Consider the following 26,506-nt stretch of genomic DNA (forward strand, 5'->3'; position numbering starts at 1 on the left):
TCTCGAATCGATTCGACAGGAGCGTCGGCGACAACGACGACGAAGTGGTGTGCAGACGGACAGTCTAGGGGCGGTCGAGCGGAAGGACCCACACGTGGTCGGCAGCGGCGAGACCGAGCTGGACGGGCCCCGCCCCGGCGCCGGAACCGCCAGCTGCGTCGGACCCGGTCCCGGACCGTGGCTCGGGCTCGGGCCCCGCCCACTCGATCGTCATGGTGCCGGCGTACTCCCGACGCTCGTGGACGGTCACGGTCGCGTCGAGCCCGAGGCCGAGCTCCGCCACGTACCGCAGGACGTCCGGGTCGGCGTCCGAGATACGCGCCACGACCGCCCGCGCACCGGCCTCGAGGTCCGCGAGCGGGACCGCCGCCGGTCGGACGACCTCGCCCGTGGCGCTCGGGATCGGGTCGCCGTGCGGGTCCCGCACCGGGTGCCCCAGCCGCGCGTCGATCCGGTCGACCAGCAGGTCGGAGACGGCGTGCTCGAGCACCTCCGCCTCGTCGTGCACCTCGTCCCAGCCGTACCCGAGCTCGGAGACGAGATAGGTCTCGAGCAGCCGGTGACGGCGCACCATCGCGAGGGCGTGGGAACGACCCAGGTCGGTGAGCTCGACCGCGCCGTAGCGCGCGTGCTCGAGCAGACCCTGCGCGCTCAGCCGCCGGACGGTCTCGGAGACCGTCGAGGCGCCGACACCGACGCGTTCCGCGATGAGCTTCGTCGTGACGGGCTCGTCCGACCACTCCTGAGCGGCCCAGACGACCTTGAGGTAGTCCTGGGCCACGGGCGTCAGGTCAGCGGGGCGATCCACGGCGTTCACTGTAGATCACCTCGCGTCACGGGCCGGAAGGGGTCTCGTCGTCCGTCGGCGCAGGGCCCCGTTCCAAGGCCTCCGTCGGCTCCAGGTTGAGCAGCATCTCGACGGTCCCCTCCTCGCTCACCCGCACGAACTCCAGGTCCGGGACCGAGACGCCGAAGTCGGCGAAGCGGACCGGGATCGCCCCGCTCACCTGGACGCCCGCCCCCGACCGCTGCGCCTCGAGGGCGACCGTGACCGGTTGCGTCGTGTCCCTGATCGTCAGCGCGCCCGCGGCCTCGAGCGCGACGGGCTCGCGCTGGTCGGGCAGCTCGCTGAGGTCGACCGGATCGGTGAGGGTGAAGACCGCTGTCGGATAGATGTCCGTCTCGAGCAGTCCCTGGAAGTACTCGTCCCTCGCGCCCGAGTCGGTCTCGAGCGACGCCACGTCGACGACCACCTCGGCGAACCGCATCTGCGTGTCCTCGACGATCATCGAGCCGGTCACGTCCTGCGTCCGCCCGACGACCGTCGCCTCCTGGCCCGAGAGGACCTCGTCGACGCGGTACCCCGCCGCGGAACCCTCCGCCACGGTCCAGAAGCCCTCGACGTCGAGCGGCCCGGGCTCGGGCGCCGCCGTGGGTGCCACGCTCTCGCCCGGGGTCTGCAGTCCGAGGGGCGCCGGCGCGCTGCCCTGCGAGAGCCGGGCGTAGACGTACGGGCCGCCGAACACGATGGCCAGCGCGAGGACGACCGCCACGACGATCCACGTCCGACCCCGACTCATGCGGAGCTTCCCGCGCCGTCGGGCGGGCGACCACGACTCGGCGTCGGTCATCCGTCGCCCTCGTCGCTCTCGACGCCCTCGCTGCCCTCGTTGCCCTCGTTGCCCTCGTTGCCTTCGTCGCCCGCGGGCTCGGGCGACCCGTCGTCCGACGCGGGGGCCTCCTCGTCCGCGGGAAGCTCGGCATCTCCGGCAGGCTCCTCGGCTCCGTCCGCCGGCGTCTCGGCGGTGCTCGCGCCCGGTTCGAGGGGCGGGGGAAAACCGAGCCGCGGCCCCACCCGCGCGGACCCGTCCGGGTCGATCTCGACGAGCTGCCAGTCGACGATGCGCCGCTCGAGAGGATCGAACCGCAGCACCGTCATCTCGGCTGTCCCCCGCAGCGGACCCACCGTCGGCTGGTTCGCCGCCGCTCCGGCGGTCGAGGCGCTGATGTAGAGGACCCCCGAGCCCACCCGCTCGGGGCCCGCGCGGCGGTGTGTGTGCCCGGAGATCTGCACCGGCACGCAGCCGGATGCCAACGTCTCGTCGCCCGCGCGGGGGGTGTGCACCAGGAGGATGTCGGCGGGGTCCGAGGCGTCGCACGCGGTCTCGGCGAGGCGCTCCGCCTGCTCGGTCGGAGTCTCCTCGCGCGCGACCCGGGACCCGGAACCCACCCGAGTCTCGAGCGCGTCCCGATCACCGAGGATCCGCACGCCCTCCAGCTCGAGGATCGTGCCGTCGAGCACCCGCACGCCCGCGCTGCGCTCCTGGTCGGACGTCACCTGGCTGTCGTGGTTGCCGTCCGCGACCACCATCGTCGCGCCGCTCGGGACGGCTGACGCGAAGGAGTTCACGCAGAAGGACTCCACCGCCGTGCCGTTGACGGTGGTGTCGCCACCGTTGAGCAGAATCGACGCGCCCGAGCGCTCCGCGACCGTCCGGATGAGCGGGGTCATGCCGGTGTTGCAGTGCAGGTCGGAGATGAGCAGGAGCGTGACGAGCTCGTCCTCCGGGGTGCGGGGCTGCGGCGTCTCCTCCGGTGCGGGCTCCTCCTGCGCGGCGTCCTCCTCCGCTGACTCGTCCGTCTCGCCGACCTCCGCCGCCGGCGCCTGGGCGACGTCACCCGTCGACTCACCGGTCTGGCTCTCTGCCTCGTCGGTCGGCTCGTCCGTCGACGCCTCGGGCGGCTCTGAGGGTGCCGTGAGCCGTTGGATGGAGGCGCGCCGGTCCCAGGCGGCCGCGAGGTTCGCGTCGGCCTGGTCGTAGAAGTCGGTGTTCTCCTGGTAGAGGCCGACCAGCTGGCCGCCGTAGGTGTCGACCACGCCGGCGAGGCGCCCGGTGATCCGGGCTCCGTCGAGGGGGGTCCCGGCGAAGACGGGTGACGTGGGCCGGGAGACCTGCTGCGGCACCCCGGCCGAGCTCGACGACAGCGAGCCCACGACGAGCGCCACGAGCACCACCGCGGCCGTGATCTCCCACGTCCGCGGGGCGAGCACCCGGGCGAGCTCGCCCCGACGAGGCCGCCCGAGCAGCACGTAGACGCCCGCACCGGTGAGCAGCACGACGCCGAGAGCAAGACCGGTGCGCTGCAGGGCGTCGGTCACGAGCGCCCGGCCGACGTGCTCGACGGTCTCCTGCGGCCCGCTGAAGAACTGCAGGTAGCCGTCCAGGTCCCGCGAGAGCGCCTCCAGGGTGTCGGCCTGGCCGACCGCCGTGAGGTCCGCGGGGATCTCGCTCACCGTCACGTGCGCACCGAGGTTCGCCGGGAGCGGCGAGTCGATCTCGAGACTCCCGAGCGGGCCGAGGTCGACGACCACCATCGCGTCCGTCGACACCTCGTAGCGGGCCTCGTGCGGTCCGAGGCTGAGGTCCGCGGTGGCGGTGGAGACACCCCAGACGAGACAGACCACGAGTGCGGCGAGGGAGGCGAGGGCGTAGCGGATCCAGCGAGGCGGCGTCAGTCGTGCTCGGTTCATCGGGCTACACCCTTCCCGATCCGAGCGTACGACGCCACCTGCGTTCACCCTGCGTTCGCCGCTCCGACGCCCGCCGCGTCCAGGTTCAGGCCTGGGCGCGGCGCAGCGTCACGAGCGCGAGCCCTGCCGCGACGAGCATGAGCGCCACGCCGATCCAGGAGGTCGCTCCTACCCCGCTGCCGAAAGCGGTGTGCGCGGACTCCAGGAGTGCCTCGGCCTGAGCGGCCGGCAGCGTGTCCGCGACCCGGGTCGCGGCGCCGAGCGTCTCGGCCGCCGCCGCGGCCTCGGGCGCGCCGACCCCCTCCGGGACGACCACGTTACGGTGGTACGACGCGGTGAGGATGCTGCCCAGGACCGCGGTGCCGAGCACCGCGCCGACCTCGTAGGCCGTCTCGGAGATGGCTGACGCCGCACCGGACTTGTCGGCAGGGACGGACGCGAGGATGAGGTCGTTGGACACCGTCTCGGCCGCGCCCACGCCCAGCGCGAGCACGACGAACGCACCCATGAGGACCGGCAGCGTGCTCGCCCCGGCCGTCAGGGCGACGACGGCGTAGCCTGCCGCGGAGCACAGCAGCGCGACGGCGACGACGTGGGACGGGGCGACCCGGCGGACCACCCGCACGACGGTGAGGCCGGCGACGATCATCGCCAGGAGCCCGGGGAGCAGGGCGAGCCCGGCCCGCATCGGGCTGAGGCCGAGGACGAGCTGGACGTCCTGGGAGACGAAGAACAGGAAGCCCACCAGGGAGAAGACGGAGAGCAGGTTGACGAGCACGGCGCCGCTGAACGTCCACCGCGTGAAGAGGTGCACGTCGAGCATGGGGTCGGGGCGGGAGAGCTGCCGGCGCACGAACGCGTAGCCGGCGAGCAGCCCGAGGAGGACGGCAGCCACGCCCACCGCTCCGAGACCGGACTTCGCGAGCGTCTTGATCCCGAAGACGATCGGCGCCATGGTGGCCATCGACAGCAGGACCGAGACGACGTCGACCCGGCCGGGGTTCGCGTCGCGCGACTCCGGCACGAAGACCGGCGCGAGGACGAGCAGGAGCACGAGCACGGGCACGGCGATGAGGAACACCGATCCCCACCAGTAGTGCTCGAGCAGGAAGCCGCCGACGATCGGTCCGAGAGCGGCACCGCCCGCGAACGCCGAGGCCCACACGGCGATCGCCAGACGCCGCTCCTCGCGGTCGGTGAAGACGTTGCGCAGCAGCGACAGGGTGGAGGGCATGAGCATCGCCCCGAAGAACCCGAGACCGGCCCGCGAGAGGATGAGCGCCTCGGCGCTCGGCGCGTAGGCCGCGACGACCGACACCGCGGCGAAGCCCACGGCTCCGAGGAGCAGGAGCCGACGTCGGCCGACCCGGTCCGCGAAGGACCCCATGGCCACGAGCAGCCCGGCGAGCACGAGCGGGTAGATGTCGATGATCCACAGCAGCTGGGTGCCGGTCGGGTCGAGCGACTCCGAGATCTGGGGCAGGGCGAAGCTGAGGACGGTGTTGTCGATGGAGACGAGCAGCACGGGCAGCATGAGCACGGCGAGCGCGATCCAGCGGCGCGAGGCGGGCTGACCGGGAGCTGCTGCGGTGGTGCGGGCGGGCTCTGCGCCCGGCACGGCCTTCGTCCGAGGGGACTGGTCGACAGTCACGACGGCGTTCCTTTCACGATCTCGGACGGCGGGGGCGAACGCGGTGGCATCGAACTTCCTACCGTCCAGACGGTATAGTAACCGTCCGGACGGTACACTTTCAACGTGCCCCCACCTCCCGCTGCGCGCACCAAGGTGCTGCAGGCCTTCGCCGCCCTGCTCGTCGAGCACGGAGAGCGCGCCGCGACGCTCGATGCCGTCGCGGACCGCGCGGGGGTCTCCAAGGGCGGGCTGCTCTACCACTTCGGGTCCAAGGACGCGCTCGTCGACGGCCTGGCCGAGCACCTGCGAGCCCTGACGGCGGCCGACGTCGACGCGATGCGCGCCGCCCCCGCGGGGCCCGTCGACTACCTGATCCGGACCTCCACGCAGGTCGACACGGAGTTCGAGCTCGTCTACCTCGCGGTCTCGCGCCTCGCGCAAGGGGCGTACCCCCACGCCCGCGCGGCGCTGGACGGCGCGCACGACGCGTGGACGGCGACCGTGCTCGAGGTCGTCGCAGACCCGGTGCTCGCCCGCGCGATCGTCCTCATGAGCGACGGCCTGTACGCCCACGCGGCCCTCAGCGGCGAGCGACCCGGGGACGACCTGACGAGCCGGCGGATGGGGGTCGACGACCTGCTCGCGCTCATCGACGAGATGATCGCGCTGCGGGCCCCTCGGGCGACCGAGGGCTGAGACGACGAAAGGTGCCGGCCGCCCCCAGTCGGCGACCGACACCTCTCCTTCCCGCACACCTCATGCGGAAACCTGCGCCTCCCGACCCAGTACGGGCTGGCGCAGGAGCTCGTCGCGAGGCCCCGCTCTCCCGACACGCGTCGGGGCCGTGGCGCCCACCGGGACAGTCTTGCCGGTGTTCGCCGAGTTCGCCAGGCCGACGCGCCCGACGTCCTGGCTGCTCCGCGTCATCCGACGGCGGGAGGGAGGAAGTCCTCGGCGACCACGTCCCAGTCGGTGCTCCCCGGACGTCGGGTCGCCGCACGGGCCGACGCCGCACGCACCAGCTCGGCGAGCCCCGGGTCGATCTCCACCTCGCGGCTCGACGCGACGATCTTCTCGAGGAACGCCAGGCACATGTCCAAGCGTGCCTGGCCGGTGTCGTAGCTCCGCGTCTCGACCGACGCCGTCAGGTCCGGCAGGGTGCCACCGAGCGTGCTGACGATGCCCTGCGCGTACGGGAGGAAGCGGCCGGGCTCGACCCCGTGCGCGCCGGCGAGCGCGGTGGCGTGCAGGAACGCGTACATGCCGGCGAAGTAGATGTCGAGCATCGCCAGGTCGACTGCGGGCGGCACGGCGTGGTCGTCACCCACGACGTCGCTCGTGCCCCCCAGCGCGTCGACGAGCGCCCCGACCTCGCCGACGTCGCTCGCGGACCCCGCATAGATCACGAAGCACTGCTCCGTGCCGACCATGGGTGTCGGCACCATCACCGCCCCGGTGACGTAGCGGGCACCGAGCTCGGCCGCACGGGCCGCCGACGCGACGGCCTCTGCCGGCGTCCCCGTGGAGACGTTGACGATCACCCGGTCCGCGAGGGCGGGCGCGAGCTGCTCGACCACGCCGCGGCTCGCGGTGTGGTCACGGACGCAGACGACCACGAGGTCGGCGTCGTCCAGCGCCGCGAGGGGCGAGTCCGCCACCGAGACGGCGCTGTCGCGCTCGACGCCCAGCTCGTCGAGGGGCCTCGCGGTGCGGTTCCAGACCACGACCTGGTGGCCCGCGGCCGCGAGGGCCCTGGCGATCGCCGTGCCCATCGCCCCGAGCCCGAGGACGGCGATCGTCCGGCCAGCAGGTCGTGGGGTGGCCGGTCTGGTGGTGGTGGTCGGTCGCGAGGTGGTGGACGGGGTGAGGTTCTCGGTCATGATCATCATGCTGGATCCCTGCACGGGGCAGGTCCAGTACGCACAATGAAGTGCGGACGCACCTCGGGGTAAGGAGAGGGTCGATGGTCGACCAGGACCAGCAGTGCGGCGTCAACGTCGTGTTCGAGCTCGTCGGATCGAAGTGGAAGCCCACGATCCTGTGGTGCCTGGACACGGGCGTCCACCGCTTCGCCGAGCTGCGACGCGCCGTCGGCGGCATCTCGGAGAAGGTCCTCGCCGACCAGCTGCGCGAGCTGGAGCGCGACGGGCTCGTCGTCCGGACGGCCGGCGAGGGGTTTCCCCTCAGGGTGGACTACCGGCTCAGCGCACAGGGGGCCGAGCTCAACGAGCTGCTCGACCCCCTCGCGGCGTGGGGCCACCGGATCGGCCGGACCGTGCAGGCCCGCGAGGCGTAGGCCTCGACGACGGGTGTCAGCGTGCGGAACCGTCGGTACCGGCCGGCACGGAGTCACCGTCGAACGCGGCCCGCAGCGCCGGCATGTCCAGCTTGATCTGTCCCATCATCACCGCCATCATCCGGCCGACGGCCTCGGCGTCCTCGCTCTGTGAGAGCTCGAGGAACTCGACCGGCACGATCTGCCAGGACAGGCCGAACCGGTCCTTGAGCCAGCCGCACTGGACCTCGCTCCCCCCGTCGGCCGTGAGCGCCGCCCAGTACCGGTCGACCTCGGCCTGGTCGTCGCACTCGACGATGAACGAGACCGCCTCGGTGAAGGGGAACGTCGCGCTCGGCGAGCCGTTGATCGCGTTGAGCCTGTTCCCGGCGAGCGTGAAGTCGGCGGCGACGAGCGTGCCGTCCGGCATCCGGAGCACCGGACCCACGGTGGAGTCCGGGAAGATCGAGGGGTAGTACTCGAGAGCCTCCTCGAGGTTGCCGTCGAACCAGAGACTGGGGGTGATCGCACGCATCGTCGCTCCTCACGTCGTGGGCACCGGGTGCGCCCTCTGTGAGGTGGACGCCCGTCGCGCGCGGAACTCATCGGCAGCTCATCGATTCAGGCGGAGCTCTTCTTGCGAGCGCTCCCGGTAGAGGCCTTCTTCGCCGTCGTGCCCTTCTTCGGGCCTGCCTTCTCCGGTGCTGCCTTCTTCGGGCCGGCCTTCGCGCTCTTCGACGACTCGACGCTGCGGCGCAGCGCCTCCATCAGGTCGATGACCTCGGCGTCCTTCGACTCCCCGGGCTCCTCCCCGAAGGTCTCGGCCGTGTCGAGCGCCTCACCCTGCTCGATCTTCGCCTCGATGAGCTGGCGGAGCTGCACCTGATAGTCGTCGGCGTAGTCCTCGGGCGTGAAGTCGGACTCGAAGCTCGCGACCAGCTGGGACGACATCGCCAGCTCCTTCGCGGTGATCCTCGCCGGCTCGTCGAGGGAGGGGAAGGCGGCCTCGCGCACCTCGTCCGCCCACAGGAGGGTCTGGATCACGAGGACGTCGTCGCGCACCCGCAGCGCGGCGAGGCGTGTGCGCTGGCGCAGCGCGAACTTCACGATCGCCGTGCGGTCCGTCTCCTCGAGCGTACGCCGCATGAGGACGTACGCCTTGTTGGACGACGAGTCGGGCTCCAGGTAGTAGCTCCGGTCGAGCAGGAGCTGGTCGATCTGGTCGTTCGGCACGAACTCGACGACCTCGATCTCGCGGCTGCGCTCGGCCGGCAGGGCGTCGAAGTCGTCCTTCGTGAGGACGACCGTGCGTTCGCCGTCGTCGAAGGCCTTGTCGATGTGCTCGTACGGCACGACCTTGCCGCACACCTCGCACCGGCGTTGGTAGCGGATCCGCCCACCGTCGGCGTCGTGCACCTGGTGCAGCGACACGTCGTGGTCCTCGGTCGCGCTGTACACCTTGACGGGCACGTTGACGAGACCGAACGTGATGGCACCCTTCCAGATCGCCCTCATGCGTCCATGGTGGCGCGTGCGCCGTCCGCCCGCGAGCGGTCGGCGGCGCGGACGCCCGGGAAGCGTCACCATGGGGGGATGGTCGGCACACGGTACGAGTTCACCGCGGAGCTGTGGCGGTGGCAGGCGCGCACCGCGGCGTGGGTGTTCCTCGCGCTCCCGCAGGACGTGAGCGACGAGATCGCCGAGCTCCCGCTGCCGCCCGCGGGCTTCGGGTCGGTCAAGGTCGAGGTGACCCTCGGCAGCTCCCGCTGGACGACGTCGGTGTTCCCCGACGCGGGCCGCAAGACCTACGTGCTGCCCGTCAAGGCGTCGGTTCGCCGCACAGAAGGTGTCGAGGTGGGCGACGTGGTGCGGGTCGGCGTCGAGACGATCGGATGAGCAGTCCGGCTCCCGGGGCCAGCCGGTCAGCCGTCGCGTCGGCGGTCGTGGAACACCTCGTCCGTGACCTGCGCGGTGCGGATGAACGTCTCGATCGCCTCGCGCGTCGCGAGGGTGTCTGCACCCGAGGGGCCGGTCTCGGCACCGCCGTCGAGGTCGCGCACCTCGTCGTGGATGCGTTCCATGGTGGTGTCGAGGGTGGCGGCGACGTCGGCCGCGAGCTTGAGGGCGTCGGTCAGGTGCCGTGGCACCTCCCGCTCGTACTTGTAGTAGATCTTGTGCTCGAGACTGGCCCAGAAGTCCATCGCGATCGTGCGGAGCTGGATCTCGACGACGACGTCCTCGACCCGGTCGGAGAGGAACACCGGCACCTGCACGATGAGGTGCAGGCTCTTGTACCCGTTGCCCTTGGGGTGCGCGATGTAGTCCCGCTCCTCGAGGACCGTGAGGTCTCGCTGGCCCACGAGCATGTCCCGCACCCGGTAGATGTCGGACACGAAGCTGCACGTCACCCGGACGCCCGCGATGTCGAACATCTGCGCGCGCACGCCCTCGGGCGTCAGGGGCACCCCCTTGCGGCGCGCTTTGGCGAGGATCGACTCGAGGGACTTCAGGCGTGAGCCGGCGTGCTCGATCGGGTTGTACTCGTGGATGTGACGGAACTCGTCGCGCAGCACGGTGATCTTCGTCATCACCTCGTCGATGCCGAACTTGTAGGTCATCATCAGCCGACGGAAGTCCCGGACGAGCGGCGCCACCTCGCCCGCCAGACGAGGGTCCTTCCCCAGGCCCTCGAGGACGGCGGCGCGAACACCTGCCAGGTCGCCCGCCTCCGGCGTGGTCGTGCCGCTCATGCTGTCGCGCTCATCGGATCGTGCTCACCGTCTCGCCTCGCCTCGCCCGCACGGTCGCGGGCGGCCGCGTTCCGCGGCCCTGCACTGTCCCACGCACGGGAGTCCGCAGAAGTTCCCGCCCGGCGGATGAACCGCGGCACACCTCAGCCGAGGACGCCCTGGTGCAGCGCACGCAGCACCGCCTTGGTGCGGTCGCGTGCGCCGAGCTTGAGCAGCACGGTCGACACGTGGTTCTTCACGGTCCCCTCGGCGAGGTAGAGGGCCTCGGCGATCTCACGGTTGGTGCACCCTTCCGCGACGAGCCGCAGGACCTCGAGCTCACGCTCGGTGAGCTCCTGCACGACGACGTCCTCGCTGTCGGGGAGGGCCGCTGCGCCCGAGCGGATCGCCCGCAGCAGACGATCGGTGACGGACGGCTGGACGAGCGTCCCCCCACCGGCCAGGGTCCGCACCGCACCCGTGAGCCGCTCGAGCGTCACGTCCTTGAGCAGGTAGCCGCGAGCCCCCGCCCGCAGCGCCTGGAGGACGAGCTCGTCGTCGTCGAACGTCGTGAGCACGAGGACGGGGATCTCGATCCCGGCTTCCCGCAGCGCCCGTAGCGTCCAGAGGCCGTCGTGGCGGGGCATGCGCAGGTCGAGCAGCACGACGTCAGGGGTGTGCTCGCGGGTCGCCGCGAGCGCGGCCATGCCGTCGTCCGCCTCGCCCACGACCTCGATGTCGTCCGCGATCTCCAGGAGGCTGCGGATCCCCTGGCGCACGAGGGTCTGGTCGTCGACCAGCAGCACCCGGACCCGGCGGGTCACCGGGCACCTCCGCGCGCGAGCGCGGGCGTGGTCGCCGGTGCGAGCGCGACCTCCACACGGAAGCCGTCCGACCCGTCGAAGTCCACGGTGCCCCCGAGCGCCCCGATCCGTTCGGCGATGCCGCGCAGCCCGTTGCCGTGGTGCACGGGCTCCGCGCCGCGCCCGTCGTCGCGCGCGGTGAGGCGGAGGCCGCCCCCAGGGTCGGCGTCGACCTCGACCCGCAGCACGTCCGCCCCGGCGTGCCGGATCGTGTTCGTCACGACCTCCTGGACGACCCGCACGAGGGTGACCGTCTGCTCCTCGTCGGCCGCGACGTCGTCGGCGATGGTCAGCTCGATGCGCGGCGCAGGCACGTCGCGCACGATCGCCCCGAGCGACTCGGTCAGCTCGGGTGCCCGGCGACGCAGCTCGCCGACGGTCTCGCGGACGTCGCCGAGGAGGTCCCGGGCGACCGACTTCGCGCGCTCGACGTGCTCGCGCGAGCGTTCGCCGTCACGGTGCGTCGCGGTCTCGAGCTCGAGGGTCAGGACGGTGAGCTGGTGCCCGAGGACGTCGTGGAGCTCGCGGGCGATGCGCAAGCGCTCGTCGGTCCGGGACGCCTCGTCGCGGAGCACCGCGGCCGCCCGCAGCTCGACGTGCGCCTCGGCGAGCTCCTGGCGCATCGTCCGCTCGCGGGTCAGCGCGAGGGTCGACGAGACGCTCGCGACCTGGAGGAAGAGGTAGAGCCCGGCCATGAGCGCGACCTCGGGGAGTCCGCCGTCGCCGCCGTAGGCGACCAGGATCACCACGGTGTTCACCGCGATCGTCGCGTAGCTGACGCGCACCGGCACCACGTAGGTGCTCATGGCCGCGACGACGACGAGCAGGATCGGCAGCCACCCGGCGCCCGGCGCCAGGACGACGAGCGTCCCGACGAGCAGGACCTGCGCCCCGTAGACGGTGTACAGCACCGCGGTGCGCAGCGCCTCGCTCATGAGCAGCACCGCCGTCGCGACGAGGAAGGCGACGAACAGGGCGACCCACAGGGCCGTCGGCACGAGCAGCGCGCCCGGCGGGGCAGCGACCGGCACGATCGTGCCGACCGCGAGGACGACCACGAGCATGGCAAGCCCGCCCCAGACCTCCGGATCACGTCGCACACCACCACCTTACGGAGGTGGTCGGTGCGTGCACGGGTGCCGGAAGTCATGGGCACGACGGATGACCGTCGGCACACGCGCGCGCAGCACCCGCGCTCGTAGCGTCGGTCGCGTCGCTCGCGGAGGACCCGCGCGAGCAGCCCGCACGAGGAGGAGGACGTATGCACGCCGTCGAGGCGCACGACCTGCACAAGCGCTACCGGACCCGGTCGGGTGAGATGGTCGCGGTCGACGCCGTGAGCCTGACCGCTCACGAGGGGGAGATCCTCGGGATCCTCGGGCGCAACGGTGCGGGCAAGACGACCACGGTGGAGATGATCGCGGGGATCCGCTCCCCCGACGCCGGGAGGGTGCGCGTCCTCGGCCTCGACCCGCAGCGCGACCGCGCGGCGGTGCGTCAGGTCCTGGGGGTGCAGCTGCAGTCCGGGTCCCTGCACGGAGCCCTGACGGTGCAGGAGATCGCACGCCTGTTCCGCACCTTCTACGCCACGGGCGCCGACCCCGACGAGCTGGTCACGACGGTCGGGCTCGACGACCAGCGTGACGTGCGGTACGAGAAGCTCTCGGGTGGCCAGCAGCAGCGCCTGGCGATCGTGCTGGCCCTCCTCGGGGCGCCGCGCGTGGTGATCCTCGACGAGCTGACGACCGGGCTCGACCCGCAGAGCCGCCGGCAGATCTGGTCGCTCGTCGAGGGCATGCGGGCCGACGGCGTCACGGTGATCCTCGTCTCCCACCTCATGGAGGAGGTCGAGCGGCTGTGCGACCGGGTCACCGTGCTCGACGCCGGGCGGGTGGTCGCGCACGACACGCCCGCCGGGCTCGTCGCGTCCACCGGGCTCGCGCAGCGCGTCCGCTTCCGCGTCCACGAACCGATCCCCGCAGGGGTCCTCGACCGGGTCCCCGGTCTCGAGGCCGTCGACGTCGCCGGGGAGCAGGTCACGGTCTCCGGCTCGGGCGAGCTGCTGCAGGAGGTGAGCACGGCGCTCGTGCACGCGGGCGTCGTGGCGACCGAGACCCGCCTCGAGCGCGCGACCCTCGACGACGCGTTCCTCGCCCTGACCGGTACCCCGCTCGAGCACCAGGAGGCCACCTCATGACCACCACCGCTCCCGCCGACGTGGCGCGGACCCACCGACCCGGTCCCCACGCGTGGGCGGCCCTCGTCGCCGCCGAGTCCAGGATGGTCGTGCGCGACACCGCCGGCCTGGTCGTCCCCCTCGGTCTGCCGCTGCTCATCCTCGTCATGTACGGGATCGGCCAGGCCGAGGACGAGACGATCGCCGGGACCGGTGGGCGGACGGTGTTCGACCTGTACGTCCTGCCGCTCGTGCTGACGATCGTCATCGCTACGATCGGCGTGGTCAACATGCCGAGCTTCCTGTCCTCCTACCGGCGCTCGGGCGTCCTGCGCCGCCTGTCCGTCACGCCGGCGTCCCCGGCGATGGTGCTCGTCGCGCAGGTCGTGGTCAGCGCGCTGCAGACGGTCGTGGGGATCACGCTCGCCCTGGTGGTCGCGACGACCGCGTTCGGTGCGCACCTGCCCGCCCGCCCGTGGCAGGCGCTCGGTGTGCTCGTCCTGGCGGCGGCCGCGATGTATGCCGTCGGCATGGTCGTCGCGGCCGTCGCCCCCACGCCGAACTCGTCGCTCGCGATCGGGCTCGTGCTGTTCTTCGCGTTCGGTGCGACCGGAGGGATGTTCGGCGGCACCCAGAACCTTCCCGCCGCCGTCCAGACCGTGGGCGAGGCGCTCCCGTTCGGTGCCGCCGTCCAGGCGGTCGGCGCGGCGTGGGTGGGCCGACCCGTCGAGGTGAGCCACGTCGTCGCGCTCGTCGCCGCGGTCGTGGTGGGCGGGCTGATCTCCGCGCGCAACTTCCGCTGGGACTGATCCGCGGGTGCGGGCACGGCGCGCGACCGCGACGATGAGGCATGGCCACCGACCGGTCCGCGAGCCAGACCGTGAGCGTCGACGGGCACCGTCTGACGCTGACGAACCTCGACAAGGTCCTCTACCCCGCGACGGGCACGACGAAGGCTGACGTGCTCGCCTACCTCGCCGCCGTCGCCGAGGTGCTCGTCCCGCACGCGGCGAACCGTCCGGCCACCCGCAAGCGGTGGCCGGACGGCGTCACCGGGCAGATGTTCTTCCAGAAGAACCTCGACGCCGGCACCCCGTCCTGGGTGCGCCGCCGCAGCATCGAGCACTCCACGCGCACGAGCGACTACCCGCTCGTCAACGACCTCGCGACGCTCACGTGGCTCGGGCAGGTCGCCGCCCTGGAGATCCACGTGCCGCAGTGGCAGTTCGGCCGCACGGGGGTACGCAAGAACCCGGACCGGCTCGTCCTCGACCTCGACCCGGGACCCGGCGCCGGGCTCGCGCAGTGCGCCCAGGTCGCCCGGCTCGCGCGCGACGTCCTCACCGGGATGGGTCTCGAGCCGATGCCCGTGACGAGCGGGTCCAAGGGCATCCACCTCTACGCCCCGCTCGACGGCGCGCAGGACTCCGACGCGGTCTCGGCGGTCGCGAAGGAGCTCGCCCGGCACCTGGAGTCCGAGCACCCCGACCTCGTCGTGAGCGACATGAAGAAGTCGCTGCGCGGGGGCAAGGTGCTCGTGGACTGGAGCCAGAACAACGGTGCCAAGACGACCATCGCCCCCTACTCGCTGCGCGGGCGCGACCGGCCCACCGTCGCCGCGCCGCGCACCTGGGACGAGCTCGACGACCCCGACCTCGGCCAGCTGGAGGCCGACGAGGTGGTCGAGCGGGTGCGCACGCTCGGCGACCCGCTGGCCGCGGTGGCCACCGGCCGGCTGGCCGCGCTCGAACCCACCCCCGGCCGGATGGCGACGTTCGAGGCCAAGGGCGCCGCGGCGTCGGGCACCGACCGGCTCGCGACCTACCGCTCGATGCGGGACGCCGCCAAGACCCCCGAGCCCGTGCCGGCGGCGGCGCCGCCCAGCTCGACGGGCAACAGCTTCGTCATCCAGGAGCACCACGCACGCCGGCTGCACTGGGACTTCCGCCTCGAGCACGACGGCGTGCTCGTCAGCTGGGCGCTGCCCAAGGGCGAACCCACCGACCCGCGCACGAACCACCTCGCCGTCCAGACGGAGGACCACCCGCTCGCGTACGGCTCGTTCGAGGGCACCATCCCGGCCGGGGAGTACGGCGCGGGCGAGGTGACCATCTGGGACGCAGGGACCTACGAGCTGGAGAAGTGGCGCGACGGCGAGGAGGTCATCGTCACGCTGCACGGCGAGCGGCACGGGACCCGGCGCCTCGCGCTCATCCACACCGGCGGGCGCGGCGGGGGCGACGAGAACTCCTGGCTCATCCACCTCATGGCCCCGGCCGGGGAACCCGCCGGCGGCCACCACGAGCAGGCAGACGAGCCCGCCGGTCACCACGAGCCGGCCGACGAGCCGAGCGGGACGCCGACCCGGGTACGGGAGGTCTGGCGGCCGATGCTCGCGAGCGCCGGCACCGCCCTCGACGTCGGCGCGGCCGGCGACCCCGGCGAGCACGAGCAGGACGAGTGGGCCTTCGAGATGAAGTGGGACGGGTTCCGGGCGATCGCCGAGGTCGCGGGCGGCCGCGTCCGGCTCCTCAGCCGCAGCGGCAACGACATGACGGCCACCTACCCCGAGCTGCAGGCGCTCGCGGGCACGGTCGCGGACGGGTCGGAGCCCGTGGTGCTCGACGGGGAGATCGTCGCGCTCGACGCGCGCGGCCGCCCGAGCTTCCGCCGCCTGCAGCAGCGGGCGAACCTCACGAAGGCCGGCGACGTGGCGGCCGCCCGGTCCAAGGTCGCGGTCGACCTCATGCTCTTCGACGTGCTGGAGACCGCCGGCCGGTCGCTCGCCCGGCGCCCCTACGACGAGCGACGCGCCCTGCTCGAGCAGATCGTGCAGCCGGTGGCGCCCGTGCACGTCCCGCCGGTGTTCGAGGGCGACCTGGAGGCGGCCATGAGCACGAGCAGGCGGCTCGGCCTGGAGGGGGTCGTGGCCAAGCGCCGCGACGGCACGTACGTGGCCGGGAAGAGGTCGCGCACCTGGATCAAGCTCAAGCACTCGTTCGCCCAGGAGGTCGTCGTCGTGGGCTGGCGGCCTGGTCACGGCGACCGCGCCCACCTGGTCGGGTCGCTGCTGCTCGCGGTGCCCGACGACGGCGGGCTGCGGTACGTGGGGCGGGTGGGCTCGGGCTTCACGGATGCCGAACGGAGGGACCTCGCGACGACCCTGGCGCGCTCCGCGCGAGCCACCTCCCCCGCGACCGGTGTCCCGGCAGCCGACGCGTCCGACGCGCGGTGGGTGACGGCGGACCGTGTCGCGGAGGTCGTGCACGCGGACTGGACGGGCCCGGGCCCGGGCGGTGGCGAGGGCAAGCTCCGGCACGCCGTGTGGCGGGGGTGGCGGCCGGACAAGGCGCCGCAGGACGTCGTGGTGGGTCTGCGATGAGTTTCGGCGCGGCCGCCGGTCTACCCGACGAGAACGCCCCCTGGACCGACCGAGGAGACCGACATGACCACCCAGATCTTCGTCAACCTGCCCGTGGCCGACCTGGAGAAGGCCAAGGACTTCTACACCCGGCTCGGGTACACCGTCAACGAGCAGTTCACCGACGAGAACGCGTCCGCGATCGTCATCAGCGACGCCATCCACGTCATGCTGCTGACCCGCGACTTCTTCTCGCAGTTCACGGGCAAGGACCTCGCTGACACGGCGACCACGGTCGCGGTCATCAACGCGCTGAGCGTCGACAGCCGCGAGGCCGTCGACGCGCTCGTCGACCTGGCCGTGGCGGCAGGCGGCTCCGAGACACGTACCGCGCAGGACGAGGGCTGGATGTACTCCCGCGCGTTCGCGGACCCCGACGGTCACCAGTGGGAGTCCCTCTACATGGACGCGAGCGCCGCCGAGGGCTGAGCCCGCTCGGAATGCGGCGGGCGGCACGGCGGTTGGCGCCTGTATGCGAGCCATCACCTACTCCCGCTTCGGCGGCCCCGACGTCCTGGAGCTCTCCGAGCTCCCCACCCCCAAGGTCGGGCCGGACTCCGTCCTCGTGCGTGTCCGGGCGGCGAGCGTGAACCCCGTGGACTGGAAGGTCCGCCAGGGGTACCTCGACGCCGTGACCGACTCGGTCTTCCCCGTGATCCCCGGATGGGACGTCGCGGGCGTGGTCGAGCAGGTCGGCCTCGACACCCCGGAGCTCGAGGTCGGTGACGAGGTCTTCGGGTACGTGCGCAAGGACGTCATCGGCGGCGCCGTCTCCGGCGGGACGTTCGCCGAGCTCGTCGCCGCCCCGGTGCGCACCCTCGCGAAGAAGCCGGCGTCGTGGTCGTTCGAGGAGGCCGCGGCGGCACCGCTCACCGCGCTCACCGCCTACCAGTCGATCCGGCGCGCGGGCGTGCGGTCCGGGGACACGGTACTCGTCCACGCGGCCGCGGGCGGCGTCGGGTCGTTCGCCGTGCAGATCGCGCGCACGCTCGGCGCCCACGTCATCGGCACGGCGTCGGAGCCCAACCACGAGTACCTGCGGTCGCTCGGTGCGCAGCCGGTCACCTACGGTGACGGCCTGGCAGGCCGCGTCCGGGCCCTGGCTCCGGACGGGGTGGACGTCGTGCTCGACTACGTGGGGGGCGACGCGCTCGCCATCACGGGCGAGGTGCTGCGCGACGGCGGGACCGTCGCGTCGATCGCGGACCCGGCGGCCCGCGACGAGCTGGGCGGGCACTACGTCTGGGTCCGCCCCGACACCGCGGACCTCACCGAGATCGCCCGGCTGGCCGACGCGGGCGTGCTGCGCTCCGAGGTGGCCGAGGTCCTCGACCTGGCCGACGCCGCCCGCGCGCACGAGCTCAGCCAGTCCGGCCACGTGCGGGGCAAGATCGTGGTCCGCGTCTGATCCGGGCCCGGGCAGGACGTGGGTGCCGGGTCGCCGTCAGCGGCTGAGATGCTGGGGCCATGCCCCGACTGATCCTCCTCAACGGCGCGCCCGGCACGGGCAAGTCCACGCTCGCCCACCTGTACGCGCAGCGGCACCCGCTGTGCCTCGCCCTGGACCTCGACGTCCTGCGGGGCATGATCGGTGGCTGGTTGGACCGGCCCGTCGAGGCGGGGACGCTCGCGCGGGACGCCGCGATCGGCGTCGTGCGCGGGCACCTGCGGGCGGGGCACGACGTGATCGTGCCCCAGTTCCTCGGGCGCCCGGACTTCGTCCTGCGCCTCGCGGAGGTCGCCGACGAGGTCGGTGCGCCCTTCGTGGAGGTCGCGCTGCTCGCCGACGCCCACGACGTGCGTGCACGGTTCGCGAGCCGCACCGCGCCGGGCGTCGTCCAGCCCCATCCCACGCACCTGGATGCGGCAGCGCTGCTCGAGCGCAGCGGCGGCCTGGAGGCGCTGGGGAGCATGCAGGCCGGGCTGCTCGACGTCGTCGCGTCGCGACCCGCGACCCGGACGATCGACGTCGTCGAGGGCGAGGTCGAGCGCGCGTACGCCGCCCTGGTCGACCACGTCGAGGCCCTGGGCTGAGAGAGCGACGCCGCTCGTCCCCGGGTCGCCCTAGGTGGGCGTCCGCTGCGGGTTGCGGATCCCCGCCCAGCTGACGAGGCCGCCGACCACGAGCAGCGCCGCGGTGACCACGAGCGCGCGGTGGAACCCCTCGACGTCGAGCCGCGGGCCGATGATCAGTCCCGCGAAGGCGATGACCACCAGCCCGGCTACGCGGGAGACGGCGTTGTTGACCGCGGACCCGATACCGGCGTCCTGCGGCCGCACGGCACCGAGGATCGTGGCCGTCGAGGGGGCGACCGTGACCGCCAGGCCCAGCCCGAAGAGCAGCACGCCGGGCAGGATCTGGGTCAGGTACGACGCCTGCGCGGTCGCCGTGAGCATGAGCAGGAACCCGCACCCGCCGAGGACCGGACCGAGCGTCATGAACAGTCGCGGACCGTACCGGCCGGCGAGGGTGCCGAACGTCGTCGAGAGCGCCAGGAGCAGGAGCGTCACCGGCAGCAGGGCGAGCCCGGCCGCGGTCGCGCTGTAGCCCGCGACCTGCTGGACGAACAGCGTCACGACGAACATGCCGAAGTAGAGGGCGCCGTAGATCGCCGCGGTCGCGACGTTTCCCCAGACGAAGTTGCGGCGCTCGAAGAGCGCGAGCGGCAGCATCGGGTCAGGTGCGCGGCGCTCCCAGACACCGAACGCGACGAGCGCCGCCAGTCCGACCACGAGGGGACCCCAGACCACCGGGCTCGCCCACCCGAAGCGACCCTGCTCGATGAGGGCGAACACCGTCCCGGCGAGCCCGACCGCCGCGAGCATCGCGCCCCGCACGTCGATGGTGCGGCCGCCGAGCCGCTCCCCCTCGGCGACCCCGCGCAGCAGCCACAGGGTCGCGGCGACGGGCAGCACGTTGATGCCGAAGACCCACCGCCACGACAGCGTGTCGACGAAGACCCCGCCCAGCAGCGGCCCGATGATCGATGCCGTCCCGGTCCAGGCCGTCCAGATCCCGATCGCCCGGCCCTGCGCGGCACCCGTGAACGCCGAGACGATCATCGCGAGCGAGCTCGGGACGAGCAGCGCGCCCGCGACCCCCTGCAGTGCCCGGGCCACGATCAGCGCGGCCCCGGTGGGGGCCAGCGCGCAGAGCACCGACGTGACGCCGAACCCGACGAGGCCCCACCACAGCACGCGCCGGCGTCCGTAGACGTCGGAGACGGACCCTGCCACGAGGATCAGCGCACCGAGGGTGATGAGGTAGGCGTCGACGACCCACTGCTGCAGGCCCAGGACCTGGTCGGGGTCCGTCGCGAGCTCGGCCGAGATCGCGGGCAGCGCGACGTTCACCACCGAGCCGTCCAGGAACGACACGAAGGACGCGAGGATCGCGACCACGAGCACCCGGCGCCTGACGTCCACGACCCCACGCTAGACCTCACCACGCGGATGGGTGCGGATGGGTAGGGTCACGGTGTGCACCCGCCGACCGGACCGCGGTCGCGACGATCCCGAGGAGCGCGATGATCCCCAGGAGCCCTGCGGCCCCTACCCCGTCCCTGCGCGAGCGCCTGCGCGGTGCTGCACGCCTCGGTGCCGACCTCCCCGCGTTCGACCCGCGCACCGCGCCCCGGACCCCCACCCGGCTCTTCCTCACCTGGCTGGACGACGCGATCGACGCGGGTGTCGTGCTCCCGCACGCCGCGACGCTGTCCACCGCGGACTCCCGTGGGCAGGTGGACGCACGGACCCTCCTGCTCAAGGACGTCGCACCGGACGTGTGGTTCTTCGCGACGCACCGCGACAGCCCCAAGGGCCGCGACCTGGCGGAGAACCCGCGGGCCGCGATGACGTTCTTCTGGCGGGAGCTGGGCCGCCAGGTCCGGCTGACGGGTCCCGTCGCGGTACAGGACCCGGAGGCAGGGGCCGCGGACTTCCTCGCGCGCCCCGAGGGCTCGCGCGCCGAGACGCTCGTGGCGCACCAGAGCGAGCCGCTCGCGTCGCTCGAGGAGTACCGGGACGCCTACGACGCGGCGCTCGGCCGGGTCCGGGCCGAGCCGGGCACCGTCGCCGAGACGTGGACGTCGTACGCGCTCGTGCCGACGTCCGTGGAGTTCTGGGCGGCGACCGGCCCGCACGGTCAGGTCCGGCTGCGCTACTCGTCCGGGACCGACCCGCACGCCCGGACCTGGCGCAAGAGCCTCCTGTACCCGTGAGATGCCGGGCGGAGCGCCCCTGAGGACCAAGGTCCCGCCCGGATGTGACGCACGCCCGTGACGGAAAGCACATCATGTGCACAACTTCACAAGCGTACGATCGACGGGTGGCGAACAACGAGAACTCGGGCGACCGGATCGACGTAGCGCTCATCGGCGGAGGCATCATGAGTGCCACCCTCGGTGCACTCCTCCAGCTCCTGGAGCCCACCTGGACGGTGCGGATCTACGAGCGGCTGGGTGCCGTGGCGCAGGAGTCCTCCAACCCCTGGAACAACGCCGGCACAGGGCACGCGGCCCTCTGCGAGCTGAACTACACGCCGCAGAAGCCCGACGGCTCGATCGACATCACCAAGGCGGTGGCGATCAACGAGCAGTTCGAGGCGTCGCGCGAGTTCTGGCACCACCTCCTGACGACCGGCGCTCTCCCCGAGCCCGCGAGCTTCATCAGCCACACCCCGCACATGACGTTCGTGCGCGGCGCGGCCAACGTCGAGTACCTGCGGCGCCGGTTCGACACGCTCAGCGCGCACCCGCTGTTCAGCGAGCTCGAGTACACCGACGACCCGGCCGTCATCGCCGAGTGGGCGCCGCTGCTGGTCGCCGAGCGCGACCCGGACGAGCCCGTGGCCGCGACGCGGGCGACGAGCGGGACGGACGTCGACTTCGGCGCCCTGACGACCCAGCTCGTCGACCACCTCGTCGCGAACGGCACCCAGCTCTACCTCGAGCACGAGGTCCGCTCGTTGAAGCAGCGCAAGGACGGGTCCTGGCGGATCTCCGTCAAGGACCGTTCCTGGAACGCGCAGGACGCCCGTCACACCGTCGACGCGCGCTTCGTGTTCGTCGGTGCGGGCGGCGGGGCGCTGCCCCTGCTGCAGAAGGCGGGCATCCCGGAGGCCAAGGGCTACGGCGGGTTCCCCATCAGCGGCGAGTTCCTGCGCACCGACGACCCCGAGCTGGTCGCCGCGCACCACGCGAAGGTCTACGGCAAGGCCGACGTCGGGTCGCCCCCCATGTCGGTGCCCCACCTCGACACCCGTGTCGTGGACGGCAAGACCTACCTGATGTTCGGCCCGTACGCCGGGTTCAGCCCGAAGTTCCTCAAGAAGGGCTCGCTGCTCGACCTCGTCGCGTCGCTCCGGGTGAACAACATCGGCTCCATGCTCGGCGCCGGGCTGAAGAACCTGGACCTCACGCAGTACCTCGTCGGTCAGCTCGCGGCCCGTCCCGAGACCAAGTTCGCGGCGCTGCAGGGCTTTGTGCCCACCGCGCACCCGAAGCACTGGGAGAAGATCACCGCCGGCCAGCGGGTGCAGGTGATCAAGAAGGACGCGCAGGGTCGCGGTGTGCTCGAGTTCGGCACCGAGCTCATCACGTCGGCCGACGGCACGATCGCCGGTCTGCTCGGTGCCTCCCCGGGTGCCTCGACCGCCGTGACCGCGATGATCGACGTGCTCGAGCGCTGCTTCCCGGACCGGTTCACCGGCTGGCAGCGCGAGATCGCCACGATGATCCCGAGCCTCGGCCAGGCGCAGTGGGCCGCGTCCGAGCTCGACGGTCTCGACCAGCTCGCGGACGGCACGGTCGCCTCGCACGCCTGACGGCCCGCCCAGGCGGGCCGAGGTCGGCACTGATCCTTCGTCGGTCCTTCACGTGCCGCAGGGCTCACCCCGTAGACTCGACACCATCTTCTCGACGAGCGCACGCTCACACCCGCGGCTGGGAAGTCGTCACCGACCCCCTGCGAGGAACGTATGAGCACTGCTGCCGTCCAGCCCGGATTCCGGGCCACCACGCCGCGGCGCGGCGACGGATCGACCGTCACGAGCACCTACACCGCGCTGTCGCGCACCGTGCGCGACGCCGGCCTGCTGCACCGCACGCACGGGTACTACGCGTGGACGCTCGGGATCCTGACCCTGGCGCTCGGTGGCGCCGTCGCGGGCTTCGTCCTGCTGGGCGACTCGTGGTTCCAGCTCCTGATCGCCGGAGCCCTGGGGCTGCTCTTCACGCAGTTCGCGTTCGTCGCCCACGAGGCGTCCCACCGGCAGGTCCTCGAGTCCGGCCCCGCGAACGACCGCATGGGTCGTGTGCTCGCCAACGGCGTCGTCGGCATCAGCTACTCGTGGTGGATGACCAAGCACAACCGGCACCACGCCAACCCGAACCGGATCGGCAAGGACCCGGACATCGAGATCGACACGATCTCGTTCCTCGAGCAGGACGCGGCCCAGCAGAAGGGCTTCCTCGCCCTCGTCACGCGCTACCAGGGATGGCTCTTCTTCCCGCTGCTGACCCTCGAGGGACTGAACCTGCACTACATCTCGATCAGGTCGCTGCTGTCCTCCCCGCGCAGCGCCGCGCGGACCGGGGAGATCGTGACCATCGCGCTGCGGCTGTCGATCTACGCCGCCCTCGTCTTCTGGGCGCTGCCCCTCGGCATGGCCTTCGCCTTCCTCGGTGTGCAGCTCGCCGTGTTCGGTGTCTACATGGGCGCGTCCTTCGCCCCGAACCACAAGGGCATGGCGATCATCCCCGCCGACAGCAAGCTCGACTTCCTGTCCAAGCAGGTCCTCACCTCGCGCAACATCACTGGCGGACGTGTGATGAACGTGCTCATGGGCGGGCTCAACTACCAGATCGAGCACCACCTGTTCCCGAGCATGCCGCGCCCGCACCTCGCCCGTGCGCGCGAGATCGTCCGGGAGCACTGCGCCACGATCGGGCTGCCGTACACCGAGACCAACATCATCGCGTCCTACGGGATCGTGGTGCGCTACCTCAACCGGGTCGGGCTCTCCGCCCGCGACCCGTTCGACTGCCCGATGTTCCACCAGCTCCGCAAGACCTGAGCGCTCAGCCCGCGGCGGCACGCCCCTCGCGCCAGTAGCCGACGAAGTCGATGCTCTGCTTCGGCACGCCACGGTCGTTCACCAGGTGCCGCCGCGCACCGGTCGCGAGCGCCGACTCCCCGACCGCGTACGCGTAGACAGGACCCGACGGCAGCTCGGCCGTGACGAGCGTCGCGAGCGCCAGCGCACCCGGTGTGGCGTCGTCGGCGCCCGCCCCGTGGTGAGACCTCGCGAGCCAGCGCACCTCGACCCCGGGCGGTGTGCGGAACTCCTGGGCGTCCGCGAGGTCGGGGACCTCGACGAGCGCGAGGCCGCGGGCGTCGTCGGGCAGCGACTCGCAGATCCCAGCGACCGCCGGGAGCCCCGTCTCGTCGGCGACGAGGAGGGTCCAGTCGTGCGGCGCGCGAGGGTTGTAGCCGATGCCCTGGTCGAGGATCCCGACGCGGTCCCCGGGCCGCGACCGGAGCGCGAACCTCGACGCCGGTCCGGTCTCCCCGTGGGCGACGAAGTCGATGTCGAGCTCGCCCGCCTCGGGCCGCAGCGCGCGGACGGTGTAGTTGCGCACGTGCGGACGGCGCGCCTTCGGTGTCGCGAGGTACTGCACGTACCAGAGTCCGGACGAGCTGGTCGGCAGCCGCAGGGCATCCTGCCCCTCGCGCGGCAGGAAGAGCCGGAACCACTGGTCGAAGCCCATCGGGGCGATGCGTCCGACACCCTCTCCGCCCACGGTCACCCGGACGACGTGGGGGCTCACGCGCTGCGACGCGACGACCTCGGCGGTGACCACGTGGGCCTCGGCCGGGCGGACGAGCTGGTGGTTGGGCATGACGTGTGGTCTCCTCGCCGACCGGCACGGCGCCAGCCTCAGGCAGGTAAGGCTAACCTCATGCCTGGACGGTGTCGACGTGCGCAACGCCACACCGCGGGCACCCCTCCCCACGGCGGCGCGGCGGCGAGCGGCGGCGATACTCGTGGGGTGGAGCTCCCCGTCGCCTGGTCGATCGTCCTGCTCGTCACCGCCGCCTGGAACCTGCTGGTGTGGCCGAGGTTCCTCGGCCGGATCGCCAAGGACCCGCGCGCACGCGACGCCGACGGCAGGCCCACGCGGTTCCTCACCGTGCACGTCGTCATCATCGGCGTCTCGCTCCTCCTCGCCCTCGCCGTCGGTGCCCTCGGGGCGATCACGCTCGCCTGAGCCCGGCGAGCCGGTCCGGGTTCCGGAAGACGTAGACGCGCGCGATCCGGTCGCCGTCGAGCACCATGGCCGCACCCATGACGACCCGGTCGCCGTCCCACCACACACCGCCGAGCTCACCATTGATCCCCGTGGGCTCGAAGCGCAGCGCCGTCGTCTCGGGCTTCGCCGCGAACCCCACCAGCGCGCGCGAGACCTTGTCGGCACCGCTGATCGGCCGCAGGGCGGCCTTCGCCTTGCCACCGCCGTCCGAGACGAAGACGACGTCCGGGGCCAGGACCTCGACGAGCGTGCCGACGTCCCCCGTCACGCAGGCCTCGAGGAAGCGGCGGGTGACCTCCTCCGGTTCGACGTCCGCGGGGGCGAAGCGGGGCCGTCGCGCCCTGACGTGCTCGCGCGCCCGATGCGCGATCTGGCGCACGCCGTCGACGCGCCGGTCGAGCGTGTCGGCGATCTCCGCGTACCCCACCCCGAAGACCTCGTGCAGCACGAACACGGCCCGCTCGGTCGGCGACAGGGTCTCCAGCACCACGAGGAGCGCGATCGAGACGTCCTCGGCCTGCTCGAGCGGCGCCGCGGCGTCCGGGGCGGTGAGCATCGGGTCGGGCAACCAGGGCCCGACGTACGTCTCACGACGCGACCTCAGCGTCCGCAGGCGGTTGAGCGCGAGCCGCGTCGTGACCCGCACCAGGTAGGCGCGCGCGTCTCGCACGTCGTCGCGGTCGGCGGCCGACCACCGCAGCCACACCTCCTGGACGACGTCCTCCGCGTCCTGCGCCGAGCCGAGCATCTCGTAGGCGACCGTGAACAGCAGCCGGCGGTGCTCGACGAACGGTCCGACAGGTCCGGCAGAGTGGTCGGCGGCGTCGCCCCGGTGGTCGCTCACCCCTGCAGGTTCTCCTGCCCGTCGCCGCCTGTCGACCCGGTACCGCGCCCGGCGAGGCTCCCCGCGGGCGGGATCTCGCAGCGGTCGCTGAAGCCCTGGCTCGTGAGGCCGAGCGCGGCGTTGACCCGGCTGCGGTAGTTCTCCTGCGCGACGATCGCGGTGAGCTCGACGAACGCCGCGTCGCCGAGGTCGTCGCGCAACGCGTCCGCGAGCTCGTCGGTCACGGTGGGCGGGGTCGCCGTCATCGCCTCCGCGTACTCCAGGACGAGGCGCTCACGGGGCGAGTACGCGCCCGCCTCGCGCCAGCGCGGCACGTCGTGCAGCTTCGCCGGGTCGGTGTCCTGGTGCTCCGACTCCCAGTACCCGAAGTCGACGCACCACGAGCAGCCGATCGCCACGGCGCTCGCCATGACCGCGAGCGACGTCAGCCCCGGGTCGAGCGCCTTCCAGCGGCCCACGCCCAGCTCGGTGAGCGCGTAGGTCCTGGTGACCGCTGCGTGGTGCCCGACGGCGCGCAGCGGCTCGAGCACGTCGCCGTACCGTCGGCGGGAGTACGTCGCGAGCACACGGTTGAGGATCGTGCGGGGCGGGTCGAGCGAGATGCGGGCCATGGTGCCTCCTCGGGTCATGGTCTTGGGTCACGGTCACGGCCGTGGGCATGCCGGTGACATGGAGACACGCGTCGACGACGCCGTGTGACACCCGGGCGAGGCCTCGTGGT

The 26,506-nt window shown here is 72.4% G+C and carries 27 protein-coding genes; 13 read left to right on the forward strand and 14 right to left on the reverse strand.

Annotation, left to right across the window (positions count from 1 at the left end; genetic code table 11):
* Positions 1–64: 64 nt before the first annotated feature.
* From OHL10_RS10145 to OHL10_RS10160, 4 genes are all read right to left on the reverse strand, one after another.
* A complete protein-coding gene (locus OHL10_RS10145) occupies positions 65–808 on the reverse strand; it encodes a metal-dependent transcriptional regulator (RefSeq protein ID WP_322645547.1) in 744 nt (247 codons plus the stop codon).
* A 25-nt stretch (positions 809–833) separates the two neighbouring features.
* The gene (locus OHL10_RS10150; RefSeq protein WP_265522091.1) at positions 834–1,580 is read right to left on the reverse strand and encodes a YceI family protein; all 747 of its coding nucleotides are present in this window, start codon (positions 1,578–1,580) and stop codon (positions 834–836) included.
* A 47-nt stretch (positions 1,581–1,627) separates the two neighbouring features.
* Complete coding sequence (locus OHL10_RS10155; protein WP_265522092.1) at positions 1,628–3,532, reverse strand: metallophosphoesterase family protein; 1,905 nt, start codon at positions 3,530–3,532, stop codon at positions 1,628–1,630.
* A gap of 85 nt (positions 3,533–3,617) precedes the next feature.
* Positions 3,618–5,183, reverse strand: coding sequence for an MFS transporter (locus OHL10_RS10160; RefSeq protein ID WP_425498993.1), 1,566 nt, complete (start codon positions 5,181–5,183; stop codon positions 3,618–3,620).
* A gap of 105 nt (positions 5,184–5,288) precedes the next feature.
* On the opposite strand from OHL10_RS10160, the gene OHL10_RS10165 reads away from it, so the two are divergent.
* A complete protein-coding gene (locus OHL10_RS10165; RefSeq protein ID WP_322645548.1) occupies positions 5,289–5,861 on the forward strand; it encodes a TetR/AcrR family transcriptional regulator in 573 nt (190 codons plus the stop codon).
* 227 nt (positions 5,862–6,088) lie between these two features.
* Here the strand turns inward: OHL10_RS10165 and OHL10_RS10170 are convergent, their stop codons facing one another.
* Positions 6,089–7,045, reverse strand: coding sequence for an imine reductase family protein (locus OHL10_RS10170; protein WP_265522093.1), 957 nt, complete (start codon positions 7,043–7,045; stop codon positions 6,089–6,091).
* 83 nt (positions 7,046–7,128) lie between these two features.
* Here OHL10_RS10170 and OHL10_RS10175 point away from each other — a divergent pair, with 83 nt between their 5' ends.
* Positions 7,129–7,461 (forward strand): winged helix-turn-helix transcriptional regulator, encoded by a 333-nt coding sequence (locus OHL10_RS10175; RefSeq protein ID WP_265522094.1) that lies wholly within the window; start codon positions 7,129–7,131, stop codon positions 7,459–7,461.
* A 16-nt stretch (positions 7,462–7,477) separates the two neighbouring features.
* Here the strand turns inward: OHL10_RS10175 and OHL10_RS10180 are convergent, their stop codons facing one another.
* Positions 7,478–7,975 (reverse strand): VOC family protein, encoded by a 498-nt coding sequence (locus OHL10_RS10180; protein ID WP_265522095.1) that lies wholly within the window; start codon positions 7,973–7,975, stop codon positions 7,478–7,480.
* A gap of 86 nt (positions 7,976–8,061) precedes the next feature.
* A complete protein-coding gene (gene ku / locus OHL10_RS10185; RefSeq protein ID WP_265522096.1) occupies positions 8,062–8,955 on the reverse strand; it encodes a non-homologous end joining protein Ku in 894 nt (297 codons plus the stop codon).
* Positions 8,956–9,033: 78 nt separating this feature from the next.
* Here ku and OHL10_RS10190 point away from each other — a divergent pair, with 78 nt between their 5' ends.
* Positions 9,034–9,336, forward strand: coding sequence for a DUF1905 domain-containing protein (locus OHL10_RS10190; protein ID WP_265522097.1), 303 nt, complete (start codon positions 9,034–9,036; stop codon positions 9,334–9,336).
* Between the two features lie 26 nt (positions 9,337–9,362).
* Here the strand turns inward: OHL10_RS10190 and OHL10_RS10195 are convergent, their stop codons facing one another.
* The 3 genes from OHL10_RS10195 to OHL10_RS10205 form a co-directional block, all read right to left on the reverse strand.
* The gene (locus tag OHL10_RS10195; RefSeq protein ID WP_425498994.1) at positions 9,363–10,190 is read right to left on the reverse strand and encodes a GTP pyrophosphokinase; all 828 of its coding nucleotides are present in this window, start codon (positions 10,188–10,190) and stop codon (positions 9,363–9,365) included.
* A 143-nt stretch (positions 10,191–10,333) separates the two neighbouring features.
* The gene (locus OHL10_RS10200; protein ID WP_265522098.1) at positions 10,334–10,993 is read right to left on the reverse strand and encodes a response regulator; all 660 of its coding nucleotides are present in this window, start codon (positions 10,991–10,993) and stop codon (positions 10,334–10,336) included.
* On the reverse strand, positions 10,990–12,132 hold the full coding sequence (locus tag OHL10_RS10205; protein ID WP_265522099.1) for a sensor histidine kinase: 1,143 nt from the start codon (positions 12,130–12,132) through the stop codon (positions 10,990–10,992). The genes OHL10_RS10200 and OHL10_RS10205 overlap by 4 nt, the downstream gene beginning before the upstream one ends.
* Before the next feature lie 161 nt (positions 12,133–12,293).
* Between OHL10_RS10205 and OHL10_RS10210 the strand changes: the two genes are divergently transcribed.
* From OHL10_RS10210 to OHL10_RS10235, 6 genes are all read left to right on the forward strand, one after another.
* Positions 12,294–13,229, forward strand: coding sequence for an ABC transporter ATP-binding protein (locus OHL10_RS10210; RefSeq protein ID WP_265522100.1), 936 nt, complete (start codon positions 12,294–12,296; stop codon positions 13,227–13,229).
* Positions 13,226–14,017 (forward strand): ABC transporter permease, encoded by a 792-nt coding sequence (locus OHL10_RS10215; RefSeq protein ID WP_265522101.1) that lies wholly within the window; start codon positions 13,226–13,228, stop codon positions 14,015–14,017. The genes OHL10_RS10210 and OHL10_RS10215 overlap by 4 nt, the downstream gene beginning before the upstream one ends.
* A 41-nt stretch (positions 14,018–14,058) precedes the next feature.
* Complete coding sequence (locus tag OHL10_RS10220; protein ID WP_265522102.1) at positions 14,059–16,590, forward strand: ATP-dependent DNA ligase; 2,532 nt, start codon at positions 14,059–14,061, stop codon at positions 16,588–16,590.
* Between the two features lie 63 nt (positions 16,591–16,653).
* The gene (locus OHL10_RS10225; protein ID WP_265522103.1) at positions 16,654–17,058 is read left to right on the forward strand and encodes a VOC family protein; all 405 of its coding nucleotides are present in this window, start codon (positions 16,654–16,656) and stop codon (positions 17,056–17,058) included.
* A 43-nt stretch (positions 17,059–17,101) separates the two neighbouring features.
* Positions 17,102–18,037: an NADP-dependent oxidoreductase gene (locus tag OHL10_RS10230; protein WP_265522104.1), complete on the forward strand. Its 936-nt coding sequence runs from the start codon at positions 17,102–17,104 to the stop codon at positions 18,035–18,037.
* A gap of 59 nt (positions 18,038–18,096) precedes the next feature.
* Complete coding sequence (locus tag OHL10_RS10235) at positions 18,097–18,663, forward strand: AAA family ATPase (protein ID WP_265522105.1); 567 nt, start codon at positions 18,097–18,099, stop codon at positions 18,661–18,663.
* A gap of 30 nt (positions 18,664–18,693) precedes the next feature.
* On the opposite strand, the gene OHL10_RS10240 is transcribed toward OHL10_RS10235, so the two are convergent.
* Positions 18,694–20,055 (reverse strand): MFS transporter, encoded by a 1,362-nt coding sequence (locus OHL10_RS10240; protein WP_265522106.1) that lies wholly within the window; start codon positions 20,053–20,055, stop codon positions 18,694–18,696.
* Between the two features lie 101 nt (positions 20,056–20,156).
* Between OHL10_RS10240 and OHL10_RS10245 the strand changes: the two genes are divergently transcribed.
* From OHL10_RS10245 to OHL10_RS10255, 3 genes are all read left to right on the forward strand, one after another.
* Positions 20,157–20,849 (forward strand): pyridoxine/pyridoxamine 5'-phosphate oxidase, encoded by a 693-nt coding sequence (locus OHL10_RS10245; protein WP_265522107.1) that lies wholly within the window; start codon positions 20,157–20,159, stop codon positions 20,847–20,849.
* Between the two features lie 74 nt (positions 20,850–20,923).
* Complete coding sequence (mqo, locus tag OHL10_RS10250) at positions 20,924–22,453, forward strand: malate dehydrogenase (quinone) (protein WP_425498995.1); 1,530 nt, start codon at positions 20,924–20,926, stop codon at positions 22,451–22,453.
* A gap of 153 nt (positions 22,454–22,606) precedes the next feature.
* Positions 22,607–23,704 carry a fatty acid desaturase family protein gene (locus OHL10_RS10255; protein ID WP_265522109.1) on the forward strand — a complete coding sequence of 366 codons (1,098 nt, stop codon included), beginning with the start codon at positions 22,607–22,609 and terminating at the stop codon, positions 23,702–23,704.
* Positions 23,705–23,708: 4 nt separating this feature from the next.
* Here the strand turns inward: OHL10_RS10255 and OHL10_RS10260 are convergent, their stop codons facing one another.
* Entirely contained in the window at positions 23,709–24,530 is an 822-nt protein-coding gene (locus tag OHL10_RS10260; protein ID WP_265522110.1) for a siderophore-interacting protein, read from the reverse strand.
* Positions 24,531–24,680: 150 nt separating this feature from the next.
* On the opposite strand from OHL10_RS10260, the gene OHL10_RS10265 reads away from it, so the two are divergent.
* Positions 24,681–24,899: an SCO4848 family membrane protein gene (locus OHL10_RS10265; RefSeq protein WP_265522111.1), complete on the forward strand. Its 219-nt coding sequence runs from the start codon at positions 24,681–24,683 to the stop codon at positions 24,897–24,899.
* Here the strand turns inward: OHL10_RS10265 and OHL10_RS10270 are convergent.
* Together OHL10_RS10270 and OHL10_RS10275 are read right to left on the reverse strand one after the other, a co-directional pair.
* Complete coding sequence (locus OHL10_RS10270) at positions 24,886–25,785, reverse strand: RNA polymerase sigma-70 factor (RefSeq protein ID WP_265522112.1); 900 nt, start codon at positions 25,783–25,785, stop codon at positions 24,886–24,888. The genes OHL10_RS10265 and OHL10_RS10270 overlap by 14 nt on opposite strands.
* A complete protein-coding gene (locus OHL10_RS10275; protein ID WP_265522113.1) occupies positions 25,782–26,396 on the reverse strand; it encodes a carboxymuconolactone decarboxylase family protein in 615 nt (204 codons plus the stop codon). Before OHL10_RS10275 ends, OHL10_RS10270 begins: the two co-directional genes overlap by 4 nt.
* Positions 26,397–26,506 lie beyond the last annotated feature (110 nt).

The sequence above is a fragment of the Oerskovia flava genome (assembly GCF_026163685.1).
In the GTDB taxonomy this organism is placed as follows: domain Bacteria; phylum Actinomycetota; class Actinomycetes; order Actinomycetales; family Cellulomonadaceae; genus Oerskovia_A; species Oerskovia_A flava.